We start from the raw sequence: 13,387 nt of genomic DNA, 5'->3' as shown, positions 1-13,387 counted from the left end.
CCTTATAACTTTTTAGTTTACGGCTGTTTCCATTTGTACATTTTCTTCAGCCTGCGATGCTGTTCTTGATTGTTTCTTCAATTTATTTTTACGTGTGATTATTAGTAAAACCATGGAAATAAATGCACCTAGGATAGCAGCACCAAGCCAAACACTAGCAGCTGTAATTAGTGGCTGTCCTTCCAGTAGGGCTAATGAAAAGATTCCTGCCCCTGGAACATTTAGTCCAATTCCAAAATAGGCTACGATTCCACCTGTTACAGCTGAACCAGCAACAAGTGAAGGAATTACTCGAAGCGGGTCATTAATCATAAACGGGATAGCTCCCTCAGTAATTCCGGCCAGCCCAAGAAGCCACGTTTGTTTACCTACCTCTTGTTCAGGCTTTGTAAAGTACTGCTTACCGATAATTGTAGCTCCTGTTACAGCAAATGCTGACACCATTTTGACGGAAGCAAATGCAGCATATGGCATAATATTGCCGCTTGCCATTGCTCCAATACAAAATGCGTAAGCTGCTTTATTCACTGGGCCACCGAGATCGAATGATACCATTGCCCCAAGAATTACGCCAAGTAAAATAGCGTTTCCACCTGACAATCCTTCAAGCCAGCTGATTAACCCACTGTTTAGTGCTGCTAATGGCTCGCCAACAACAAATAGCATGATTGCACCAACAGAAAGCGTTCCTACAACCGGATAAAGCCAAAAGCTCACAAAACCTGAAAACGTACCAGAAGTTTGTACATGTTTTTTCAAAAATTTTATGATATAACCAGCTAGAATACCACCAAGCATACCACCTAAAAAGCCACTTCCAATTAAGTTCGCACAGATACCAGCGGCAAAACCTGGTCCGAGTGCAGGCTTATCACCAATAGAATAAGCCATGTAAGCAGCTAGAACTGGAACCATTAAGGTACCAAGCATGGAACCGCCTAATTGACGGAACAACCATAGCCATGAACCTTCTTCTGCGTAGACATCCTGTAATCCAAAGGCTTGTGAAACCAACACAGCAAAGGCAAGCGTCATTCCACCAGCTACAATGATCGGGATAATGTACGAAATACCAGTCATAATAGAATCTTTTATTTCTTTCTTAAAAGATTTGCTTTCCGGCTCTTCGTCTTCTTCCATTATCTCCTCATGGTCTCTTGAAGATTTAGGAGATTGATTCGATTTCTCAATCGCTTCTTCCACAATCCCTTTCGCATTTTTTAAAGGGGTTGCTACAGATGTCGTAACGCGCGGTAATTTAGAAAATCTCCCTTGATCTTTAACAGCTACATCTGCCGCAAAAATAACGGCATCCGCCTGGGAAATTTGTTTTTTTGAGTGGCGATCTTCAATACCGTTCGCACCTTGTTTCTCAACCATAACTTTTACATTTAATTCCTTACCGGCTCTTATCAGAGCTTCAGCTGCCATATACGTGTGCGCTATTCCCGCTGGGCATGCTGTTATAGCAAGAATCGTTTTAGTCATTTGTTGTTCGTTACTTTCTTGTTTCTCTTCTTCAAAATCAAGCGCATCAAAGAACTGATTACTTGTTTTCGCTTGCATCAGTCTTTCCTTGTAAGCTGGATCGGCCAACCTTGTCATTAACTCCGCTAGCAAATTCAGGTGCGTTGATCCTGCTTCATTGTCCGGAATTGCTAATAGCATGACGAGTTCAACCCGATTATTTTCATCGACACTCTCCCACTCCGCTATCGGCTTCTCAAGCGTTGCAACCGCAAAAGCCGCTTCCTTTACAGCTGAAGACTTGCCATGTGGAATGGCTAATCCTCCTTCTAGCCCTGTAGCAGATAATGACTCCCTTTCCATTACAGCTTGATAAAAGTCTTCTTTAGAGTGGAGCTTACCATTGTTATTTAACTGTTCTACTAGGAATTGAATTGTTTCATCTTTAGTAGAAAAAGATTGATTTGTCCATATTAGGTTAGATGAGGTCAAACGTTGTAATCTCATCACTTTTGCCTCCTCAACGATTATTAATTGTCCTCATCTTAGCACAGGAGAAGAAAGCGTTTACTCATCTTTATACATGTACACCAAATAATAAAAAGAAACCGTTTACATGTGTATTTATACACATCAAACAGTTTCCCAATAAATGTTTGATAATACTTGCAAAGCGAGCATGACAGGTGTTTTATCAGAAGTATTGTAGTTCTCAAGCATTCTCTTAGGGGAATAGAAGAAAAACTTATAGTCTGCTTTATCCTGTAACGTATTGCGGGTAAAGTGCGTCAAGGAAATAATTGTTACCCCTTTTGACTTGGCTAAATCAACTATTTCCAGTATCTGCTCCGTTTCTCCAGACATACTGATAAGAAATAAAACATCATGTTTAGTAGCATGATTAACTGCATATACAGCATCATGACGATGCAGGAAAAACTCAACCGCCTTCCCACCTATTTTAAGATGAGTAGAAAAAAGCTCACAAAAAGGAACTGTATCACCCACACCGAAAATGTATACATGATCTGCCTGGTGAATTTTTCTGGCAATGGTAGAGAGTATTTCATTATCTAAAAGCTCAAGGGTCCGCTTCATATTATAAGGAACACTCTCCGCCGGCTCCATTTCTTTGTCTTGTACTTCTTCCTTGAGATTATTCTTTAACTGAGAAAAACCATCATACCCCAATTTCTTGGATAAACGGGTAATCGTATTTGGCACTGTGTACAACGTTTTTGCAAGTGTCTGAATCGACGTAGCAATAACAGTAGATTTATTCTCAACTATATAAGCAATAATTTGATCATCCGTATCATTTAGTTTGTACTCATACTTATGAGCGCGATCCTGTAAATCCATACGTTGCTCTCCCTGTAGGTCGTTTTAAAAATAGTATAACATGACATGTATTTACGAACACTTCCTAACACGACTCCTTTCAGATTAATAAATCCGTTTTATGGAGAAAATAGTCATATAAAGTAAAACTTCATTCAACGGGGGGTTTTACTGCCCGTCAAACTGCGATAAAAAGCCGCAGATGAAAAGAGATCTCTCTGCGGCTAAATCTTTAATCTAAATTATAAGAAGTATAAATCTGTTGAATTTCCTCCTTAGTTAATGCTTGCTTATATATTTTCACTTCATCAACCATACCTTTTGTCTGAAGAGAGCTAGGATTCCATGGCGCTCCCCCGATTATGAACGGTCTTTCACTGGAGGCAATTGGACTATTACCAGCCGTAGTGTTAGCTACTTCTTTTCCGTTTACATAACCGATGGCATTACCATTTTGGCTCCACGTCATTGCTAAATGAGTCCATTCTTTGGAAGGAATACTGCCTTGATTAAAGGAGAATCTACTACCATTTTCATCCCACATTTCAGGATATAAGCCCCCATCCACTCCTAAGACATACCCATCTCCAATGCTAGTTTTACCGATTATCTTTTGATCTACTTGAGCATTGTCTAAATTTACCCATAAAGCTATTGTCAGTTCGCTTCCTCCATCTAATAGTTCGGTAGATGGCACTTCAACCCAACCGCTATTTAATTCAATGGCTTTTCCAAATGGACCGTTTTTGAAAGTTACGTTACCGCTGATCGTACCGTCGTGATCATAAGGAGAAGAATCCTTCACCATTGTTCCACTTTCTCCATTGAATTCAAGTGATAAGACAGGCTCCCCAGCATATAAAGCTTTTAGTGTCCCTGTTAAATTACTAACCTTCACCTGATGGATACCGAGCTCAACGTTTTCAATGGTAAATGTTAACGTTTGATTTTCACCGGATTCAAGTTCGACTGTCCTTGATTCAACCTGCTCTCCATTGAAAGAAAAATCAATTTGTGTATTTCCATCCATTAAGCCAATATTTTCTACCTGAACAGATATGTCAGCATTTTCACCAGGTTCTACAGAAGGTATCTCTAACTCAGATAACTTAAAGACCGGTACTTGAGTTACCTCATCATCATAATTCCATTTTCCTTTACCAGGATTGCTACCATTTATAACTTTTGCCACTGCTCCTATTAATGCATGGATATCAGCATTTAATTGCTCCTTTGCTTCATCAGAAATGGAACCAGGATTTTTCTTATTCGTACGCTTCAAAAAGTCTTCTAGTTTCTTGACTGCTTGCTTGTATTGCCCTTTTTGATAGTGATCTTTCGCTTGGGATAACTTTGTTTTCAATTGTTTTTTCAGTGCACCGTCAATTTCCCCGGATTCAACAAATCCTTGAAAGATTGATTCTACTTGATCAAGTTTTTCCTGTAAATCTCCATAACCAAGCAATTCTATTTCAGCCATAGAAGTAGTGGACCCACCACCGTTTTCTTTAATCACCAACCTGTAGTGCAAATAGGCACCAGGATTTTCAATTGCGAAAGGTTTGGTGAAATTACGCCACTTGAAGTTTTCATTTTCTCTCGCATCAAGAATCTGCCAGTCCTGGCCGTCTTTTGAACCGATTAATACCCAGCTTTTCGGATCCTGTTTTTCATCCTCACCAGAAGTAATCGTATACATGAATGATTTTTTAGTTTCATTCTTGAAACTATAATGTACCCAAGGATCTTTATTTTCTAACGTCAGCTTCGTATTAGAAGTATTGTCAAACAGCTTTTGTGCCACGCCTTTATCGGAATGATAGGATATTCCTTCTTTACTATCCGTCAAATCATTCAGTGGAGTAGACTGTAAAGACGTACCGTTTGTTGCTGTATCAGTATTCGATACTGGTAATGCGTCTTCACCTGTACCCCAGTTCGATGGTTCACTTCCCATTTCGAACTTCAATGTGGCCCCTTTTGTGAGTGTTTCATGGTTTAAAGTTAACTTTTCATAGCTTTTTCCGTTTATCTCCAGGCTCTGCACGTATTTATTTTTATCACTGACATTAGGAGCTTCTATGACGATATCCTCCCCATTTTCAAGGTGAATAGTCATTTTCTCAAAATAAGGTGCCCCTATCGCATATTCAGGTACTCCCATTTGTAGCGGATAAAAACCTGCAGCACTGAACAAATACCAGGCAGACATTTCTCCGTTATCTTCATCACCAGAATATCCCTGTCCTATTTCACTTCCAAGATAAAGTCGGGATAATACCTCACGGACCTTTTCCTGTGTCTTCGCTGGCTGTCCAGCATAATTATACATGTATGGGATGTGATGTGAAGGCTGATTACTGTGCCCATACATTCCCATCCTTACATCTCTGGCTTCACGCATTTCGTGAATTACACCACCATAGTGTCCCGGATGTGTGGCTGTCTCAGGAGTTGAGAAAAACTTGTCTAATTTTTCTGCCAGTCCATCTCTTCCTCCATATAAATTCGCCAGTCCTTGACCGTCCTGTGGTACATGGAAAGCCATATTCCAAGCGTTTGTTTCCGTATAATCACCACCCCATTTTTCGGGATTGAAATTTTCGGCAGTAGTTCTCCATTCCCCTGATGGCTTTCTTCCCATAAAGAAACTGGCGTCAGGGTTAAACATTTCTACATAATTTTGAGCTCGTGCCGAGTAATATTTGGCATCATCCTCAAACTGTTCATCATATGAATTAGACTCATCCGCTTGCTCTGCCAGGTCTTTTGCGATATTTGCAATTGCAAAATCGTTGATATAACCATCCATTGCCCACGACATACCTTCTCCAGTCGAAGTGCTTGTATATCGATTAAAAATCGATGAGGATAAACCTTTCCGACCTACACTATCATTCTTGCTAGCTACCGCAGCATTTTTTAAGGCCGATTCATAAAAGGCTTCTACATCAAAATTGGTTACTCCTTTTAGATATGCATCAGCAAAAGCCACATCTGAACTTGTCCCAACCATCATATTTGCATATCCTGGGGAAGACCATCTAGATATCCAGCCCCCATCCCTATATTGTTGTACAAAACCATCGATCATTTCACCGGCTTCTGTTGGTGTAAACAAGGAATACGCAGGCCAAGTAGTTCTATAAGTGTCCCAAAAACCATTATTTACAAATGGCTTTCCTTGGACGATTTTAGCACCAGTCTTTGTTGGTGTGTTTTCCCCTGTTTGTTCTGAAAATGAGCTTGCATATTTATAGTTCGGTTCTTTTTCTGTGCCCGTATTTTCATACCCTATATTAGGATATAAGAACAGTCGGTACATGTTAGAATATAAAGTGGTAAGCTCATCCTTGCTTGCTCCCTCCACTTCAATAATATTCAATTTTTCTTCCCATGCTTCTTTAGCTTCTTCCTTTAGGCTTTCGAAGGTTGACGCTGGCTTTATATCTTGCTCAAGGTTGCTTTTCGCTTGTTCAACACTAATCAGTGATGTAGCGATTTTCATTGTGACTGTTTTATCATCAGATGTATCAAATTGATAAAAGCCAGCAACATTATCCCTATTTTCGCCAGTCAATTTTCCACTATTCGTTACTTCTTTATCAAAAGAGGCATATATGAACATCCTTGTAGCTCCAGTAGAACCGCCACTTTTTACATCTGTATAGCCGGTAATAATCTTATTATCCGGATCTAAAGACAATCCCCCATTATTATTTACATTATCAAAAATGAGATTGGAGTTCTCGTCTGTAAAAGTAAACTTAAACATTGCTGCACGGTTTGTCGGAGTCATTTCCGTTTGTATTCCATTCTCAAATGAAACGCTATAGTAATGAGGCTTTGCTATTTCATTTTCATGCTTAAATGGAAGCGCCCGTTCATTCCGGTTAGCACTTGGTGCCTCGGAAGCTGACGGCATTACTTGAAACGTCTGACGGTCTCCCATCCATGGACTTGTTTCATGACTAAGGGAAAATGCCTCCAATTCAGGTAAATTCTCTGAGTTATTCCCCTGTTGATAGGAATAAAGCCAACTGGTAGAACCAGCATCAGTCACAGGTGCCCAGAAGTTAAATCCATGCGGGATAGCTACAGCAGGGAAGTTGTTCCCTCTAGAAAAGGTAGAATTCGAGTTTGTCCCTCTCAATATATTCACATAATCAACAGGACTTTCATATGTTTCCTCTACTGGATTACCTTCGATTTTTATATCATCTATACTGCCTTCAAAAACCCCAGGACCATGGGCATTGTCATAAGCGACTAAAATTCTGTCGATTATCTTTCCTTCAGCTACTTTTCCAATGACAGATGATTTATAGTTCCATTGATTCGGGTATAAGGTATCCGAATCTCCCTGTGCTTGCGGATTTAATTCAATACCATGCTGATCTTTTGCCCCAAGATCACTAAGATATGTGCCATCAGTGAATGCAAGATCAATAGATACATAGGTACTAGAATAATCAAGTTGTTCCTCATCCATAAACTGTGGGTGTAAGTAATAGGAAAGTTGGGATTTGGAAGTAACCTCAATATTTACATCAAATATCTTATTATAAGAGTAAGCTCTATCTTCTGCCACATGACTGCCAGAATAACGTAAAGCTTTCCCTCCTGTCCATCCAGCTCTGGTCTTACCAGTATAACTACTTTGCGTTCCGTCCCCAATTTCTGATTTCATATCAGATGGTTCAGGAGGCTGCGTTTCTTCACCATTCGATAAAGCTACCTCAGCTAATTGTGTAATATCGTCCCCTGCGTTATTAGTTATGTTAAGGCGATAATAAGTATATTCTTTATCGTTTTCAAATTCATAGATTTTTTGTTCATACCGATCTCCAAATTCTTGCTTTGTTTGGGTGTCGAGTTCCGTCCAATTTTCCTCATTATTTGAACCATAAAGCGTCCAGGCTTGAGGATCTCTTCCTGGAGCATCATTAGCCGAAGTAAGTGCATATTTAATTATTTTTTCAGGCTCTGCGAACTTAAACTTAATCCAAGCAGCAGGTTCATTTGCCAACCATTTAGTCTGATCACTACGATCTATTAAATTGTAAGCAACTTCCGTTGGCGGGTTATCATCACTTGCTGTGACTTCTTCTACTAGGTAAGTTATATCTCCTGGAATAGATTCATATGGAACACCCCCTATAATACCGGATGACATTTTATTTCCCTCGCTGTCAGTTTCTACGGTGTTCTCCCAGGTAGGTGGATCATCTTCGTCTTCAAACGAAGTAAAGAAGTCGGTTGTTTTTGCTTCCTTTGCAGATACTGTACGAGCAGCAGGAATGGAAACCATTTGAAGAACCAGTAGCAAAATTAGAAAGTGAGAAAAGCTTCTCGAAACATAACGATTTTTCATGCACGTATATCCTCCTTAAATAAATTTTTTGTTCTTATTTTGCTGATGTATGTAAGTGGAGCTTCGTGGTGGTGGTAGTAGTGCTGCTTGTGCGTTTGACAATTATCTTGGGTGCTGTCACATATAACCCATAATTTCTTAATAAGTCACCTCCTTTGATAGCGCTTTCACATAGACAATTATGGGGTCTTATAGTTGATTCCAGCAAATTATTTTCTGTATTATTTTACGGTTATCTTCATTTTTTTAAGATTTCTTTTTTTGAAAGCACTCGCGAATGTTCACACCTGTTTTTCCTGGTGCATGATTCTTTAAACTAAATAAAAAGTCTAAAGGATCCTGGAATTTACTCTGGATCCTCTAAACTTAAATAATTGTTCATATAATCCTTTTTATCCTTTAACAGAACCAGCCAAAAGACCACGGACAAAATACTTTCCGAGAATAATGTAGACGAGCAAGGTTGGCATTGCAGCCATTAAAGCTCCTGCCATTTGTACATTCCACTGTACAATTTGGCTTCCAGATAAATTTTGTAATGCAACCATAATCGGTTGGTTCTCTGGGGTCGTTATTGTTACAGCAAATAAAAATTCATTCCAAATATTGGTGAATTGCCAGATTGCTACGACCACAAAGCCAGTAATTGATAATGGTATAATAACATGCCTAAAGATTCCTAAGAAGTTAGCACCATCTACTTTAGCCGCTTCTAACATTTCATCTGGTATACTGGCATAAAAATTACGGAACATTAAAGTTGTAATTGGTAAACCATATATCACATGAACTAAAATTAGACCCGGTATTGTATCATATAATTCAATTATACGTAAAAACTGTATTAACGGAATTAAGATACTTTGGTAAGGAATAAACATACCAAATAAAATGATGATAAAAATAGTGTCTGCACCTTTGAATTTCCATTTTGATAAAACATACCCATTCATAGAACCTAGTAATGCAGACAATAATGTTGCAGGAATAACCAGGTAAATACTGTTCAAAAAGTTAGGTGACAAGTTTTTAAAAGCTTCTGCATAGGAACTAAAATTAATAGAAGTTGGTAATGCCCACATTTGTTCAAGTGAGACCTCATCTATTGGCTTTAAACTCGTTACGATAATGACATAAATGGGCATTAAAAAAATAATTGCCAAAATGGTTAAAATGATATATTTAATTACTTTTCCTGTATTTAACGCGGCCATTATCTATCACCCTTTCTACTATTCCATAAATACGGAACAATAAATATCGCGACTAGAAGTAACATGATGATTGCTATAGCGGCCCCGTTCGCGTAATAATTACCTTTGAAAGTTGTTTCAAACATATACACCCCTGGAACATCCGTAACGAAATTTGCCCCTGAACCCGTCATTGCGTAGATCAAATCGAAAATTTTCAATGAAATATGCGCCATCATTATAACGACAGATATAGTAATTGGCATGAGCATAGGCAAAATAACTTTGCAATAGATTTGAAACTCAGTAGCACCATCCATCCGGGCAGCTTCTCTTAATTCATCCGGGATCCCCCGTAAACCTGCTAAATACATGGCTAATGAGAAACCTGTCATTTGCCAAACTGCTGCAATTGCAACAGCTATTATCGCAACAGGCAAACCAAATTCAATACTCCCCCATTCAAATCCACCTAAAATGGTCGTATCTGTATACCATTTGGGCTCAATACCGAATACACTCAAGAATTGATTGAAACCAGTAGATGGGTTTAAAAGCCATTGCCAAACAACACCTGTAACGATAAAAGATAACGCCATCGGGAATAAAAATATATTTCTATAAATAGACTCACCTTTTAACTTTTGATCAATTAAGATGGCTAACCCCATTCCAAAAATAATAACAAGTCCGATAAACAAAATTGTAAAAAATATTGTATTTCTCAAATCAGCTTGAAACCTGAAATCGTGAAACAGATATATATAATTTTTAAGTCCCACAAATGAAAAGTCTGGAACAAGTGTATTCCAATTACTCAATGAAACATAACCAGTCCAAGCGATAAAACCATATACAAAAAGTAGGATTAAAAGTAAGGATGGGATTAAAAATGCAACAGCTGTCCATTGATCCTTCGAAAAATTTCGTTTGCGTCTAACATGAATATCGTTTGCCAAATCAAATCCTCCTAAACAGAAAAGTGCAACCGCCTTGGTCAGACCCGAAATGTTTATGTCAAACCTCTATGTGGTGCTTTTTGCACGCATTGAGAGTTGACTTAAAACCTCAGGCGGGCTAGGCGCTGAAGCTAGACAGATAAGCACCAAAACTTAAACTTTCCTTGCTAATAAAGAAGAGGCTGCCCTAATTGCATGAGGCAGCCTCATAAGTCAATACCTATTACATTTCTGGTGCTGCATTTTTCAATGCGTTAATAAAGTTATCAACATCACCTTGTGTAACGAAAATATTTACTGCCTGGTTAACTTTAGTTAAAAATCCTGCTGACGCAGCTGAACCATGTGCAAGACTTGGAACCAATCGTGCATTTTTAAAATCCTCAATCGTGTCTTTACCATACTGATCATATTTAGAAACATCAGCATCCACACGCGCTGGAATAGATCCCTTCAATGGATTAAATGCATCCTGTCCTTCAACAGATCCAAGAAGAGTTAAGAATTTCTTTACATCTTTTGGATTTTCGATGCCTTTAGGTAACCCAAATGTATCTGTAATTACAACGAATTCTCCTTCTGTATCAGGAAATGCAAAGTAACCAAAGTCTTTATTAGTTTCCATTTCCAAATCGTTTACAAAATATCCTTTGGCCCAGTCACCCATATTAATCATAGCAGCTTCACCATTTGCTACGAGTTGAGCAGAATCCTGCCAGTTACGAGATGCATGGTCTTCGTTCACATACTCAAGAATCTTTTTGAACTTTTCAGCCGCTTCAACGACTTGTGCATCATCAAGAGCAATTTCTCCAGCGAAAAGTTTCTTGTAATCATCTGGGCCTACTACACCAAGAAGTACATTTTCGAATACTTGTGTTGCTGTCCATGATTCTTTATCGCCTAGTGCCAATGGTACAACTCCTGCTGCTTGTAACTTATCTGCTGCTTCGAAAAATTCATCAAAAGTTGTTGGTACTTCTACACCATTTTCTTCAAACACTTTCATGTTATAAAAAATGACGTTTCCACGATGAATATCTACAGGAACGGACCAAATATGACCATCAGAACTTACTAAATCGATTAACTCCTCTGGAAATTTATCCAACCATTCATTTTCTTTATAAAAATCATCTAGCGGTTCCATTTTTTCTGCCGCTACCCAACCTTCATTTAATTCCGCACCACCATGTACTTGGAATGTTGATGGTGGGTCGTCACCTTGCATTCTAGTTGCTAGAACTGCTTTTGCATTCGTTCCAGCGCCCCCAGCAACAGCCGCATTTTCAACCTCAATGTCCGGGTATTCTTCTTTAAACAAATCAATTAATGCTAGTAATCCATCCTCTTCACCAGCACCAGTCCACCAACTAAAAATTTCAACTTTACCACTTGCAGCTTCTTCGCCTTCACCACCAGTATCTCCTTCTGATTTGTCCGATGAATCACTACAAGCAGCTATAACTAGTACTAATGAAAGTAACACTAATATTCCAAATAACTTTCTCACTTGAATATCCCCCTTATTGACAACGCTTTCATATTCATTATAAAAATTATTAGCCAATTTATGGAGTTAATTTTCTGTACATTTTTACTATTTTCTTCACTTTTTAAAGATTTCTTGCTGAAAACGTTTAGGAGAATCATGATAATACTTTTTAAACACTCTACTAAAATAATTTGGATCTTTATACCCAACCATATAACTAATTTCTTTTAATGAATAAATATTTTCTTCCATTAGTTCTTTTGCTTTTTGTAGACGAATTTTTGTTAGATAATCAATGAAAGTTTCCCCGAATTCCTGCTTAAACAAGTTTGAAAAGTAATTGGAACTTAGCTTTACAAAAGTTGCAGTTTCCTCTAATGTAATTGCAGATTGATAATGACTTTGAATATAATTCTTCGCTTGAACTATAAATTGTTTTGATTGAAAATACTCGTTTATCTTTATACAGCACATATTAATAAATGTTTGCCAGTCCTGCGTTGATTTCAGTGCACCAATGGAATTTTCAGGCATGACAATGCCTCTTTTTAACAAAATGCTTTTAATTTCTATATATAAATTTTCTTTGTCCATTAAAGTAAAATGGCTGGCATTCTCCCTGAAGCATACTGTTGCTTGTAAATTATTTCCCTTTGTTAATTCGTTAAGGATGGTTGAAACTACTTCATTACTATAATTGCGTTGTTTATTTTCTTTTAAAAAACCGTATTTACTGTTTTTTTCTGTTGCTAACTGGAAACATGCTGAATACGCTTCATGATACGACTTTGGTAGTTGATCTATTCGGGTGTATGGGAAACCTATCCCAATATATAAATCGCTACCCAGTTGTATTTTTCTTGCCATTGTTAATAAATCCGCTTTTTCTAGAACGTCTTGAGCAAACATACACACAGTTAAATTGCTCTCTGTTTGCAGGGATATATAGGGATAGTCAATATATTTTTCAAGAGATTGTTCTAGATGATTGAAATCATTTATACCCTCTAAACTTAAAACCAAAAAGAATCCACTTCTCATATCAGGATACAATTCACGTTGGGTTTCCCCTATACTTTCATGAACCGGATTTTGCATTAATTTAGTTATAAATCGTTCCTTAAGCAGTTGGTCAGATTGAACTTTCTCTATAGATTGTACAGTTTCCGCTTCTATCTCTTTTTTGACTCGAAGCAATACTTTTACAATTTCATCTTTCTTTCCAGGCTTTACAATGTACTCTTTTATACCGAAACGCATTGCTTGCTTTGCATAGTCAAAAGAATCATAGGCGGAAACTAGAATAAATTTAATGGATGGAGAAACTGCATTAATCTGTGCAATGGCTTCAAGACCATTTATGCCAGGCATTTTGATATCCATAAAAATTATATCTGGAGATAACGTTTTAGCCAACGTGATTGCTTTTCTACCATTCTCTGCCTCACCAATAACATTCAACTCAGAAAAGTTATCTTCAATGAACTTTCTCATTGCTTTTCTTTCTAACAATTCGTCCTCTGCGATCAAAATACGCATACATGGCTCCCCCCCTTTC

The 13,387-nt window shown here is 38.0% G+C and carries 7 protein-coding genes; all 7 read right to left on the bottom strand.

What is annotated here, in order from left to right; all coding sequences use genetic code 11:
* Positions 1 to 12: 12 nt before the first annotated feature.
* Positions 13 to 1,974: a PTS 2-O-a-mannosyl-D-glycerate transporter subunit IIABC gene (mngA, locus tag AC3G7N_RS00545; protein ID WP_489420180.1), complete on the bottom strand. Its 1,962-nt coding sequence runs from the start codon at positions 1,972 to 1,974 to the stop codon at positions 13 to 15.
* A gap of 126 nt (positions 1,975 to 2,100) precedes the next feature.
* Positions 2,101 to 2,829: a MurR/RpiR family transcriptional regulator gene (locus AC3G7N_RS00540; protein WP_489420179.1), complete on the bottom strand. Its 729-nt coding sequence runs from the start codon at positions 2,827 to 2,829 to the stop codon at positions 2,101 to 2,103.
* Between the two features lie 211 nt (positions 2,830 to 3,040).
* Positions 3,041 to 8,182, bottom strand: a complete 5,142-nt coding sequence (locus tag AC3G7N_RS00535; protein WP_489420178.1) for a GH92 family glycosyl hydrolase — start codon at positions 8,180 to 8,182, stop codon at positions 3,041 to 3,043.
* 392 nt (positions 8,183 to 8,574) lie between these two features.
* The gene (locus tag AC3G7N_RS00530; protein ID WP_489420323.1) at positions 8,575 to 9,327 is read right to left on the bottom strand and encodes a carbohydrate ABC transporter permease; all 753 of its coding nucleotides are present in this window, start codon (positions 9,325 to 9,327) and stop codon (positions 8,575 to 8,577) included.
* 68 nt (positions 9,328 to 9,395) lie between these two features.
* Positions 9,396 to 10,334: a carbohydrate ABC transporter permease gene (locus tag AC3G7N_RS00525; protein ID WP_489420177.1), complete on the bottom strand. Its 939-nt coding sequence runs from the start codon at positions 10,332 to 10,334 to the stop codon at positions 9,396 to 9,398.
* Between the two features lie 223 nt (positions 10,335 to 10,557).
* Positions 10,558 to 11,853 (bottom strand): ABC transporter substrate-binding protein, encoded by a 1,296-nt coding sequence (locus AC3G7N_RS00520; RefSeq protein WP_489420322.1) that lies wholly within the window; start codon positions 11,851 to 11,853, stop codon positions 10,558 to 10,560.
* 90 nt (positions 11,854 to 11,943) lie between these two features.
* Entirely contained in the window at positions 11,944 to 13,368 is a 1,425-nt protein-coding gene (locus tag AC3G7N_RS00515; protein ID WP_489420176.1) for a response regulator, read from the bottom strand.
* Between the last annotated feature and the right edge of the window lie 19 nt (positions 13,369 to 13,387).

Source organism: Virgibacillus carmonensis (assembly GCF_057836705.1).
This window is presented reverse-complemented; position numbering and strand designations above follow the sequence as displayed.

Bases quoted from the DNA above. Each gene is read 5' to 3' on its own strand.
- AC3G7N_RS00535 (WP_489420178.1), bottom strand. From the start codon at position 8,182: ATGAAAAATCGTTATGTTTCGAGAAGCTTTTCTCACTTTCTAATTTTG.
- AC3G7N_RS00530 (WP_489420323.1), bottom strand. From the start codon at position 9,327: ATGCCCATTTATGTCATTATCGTAACGAGTTTAAAGCCAATAGATGAG.
- AC3G7N_RS00540 (WP_489420179.1), bottom strand. From the start codon at position 2,829: ATGGATTTACAGGATCGCGCTCATAAGTATGAGTACAAACTAAATGAT.
- mngA (WP_489420180.1), bottom strand. From the start codon at position 1,974: ATGAGATTACAACGTTTGACCTCATCTAACCTAATATGGACAAATCAA.
- AC3G7N_RS00515 (WP_489420176.1), bottom strand. From the start codon at position 13,368: ATGCGTATTTTGATCGCAGAGGACGAATTGTTAGAAAGAAAAGCAATG.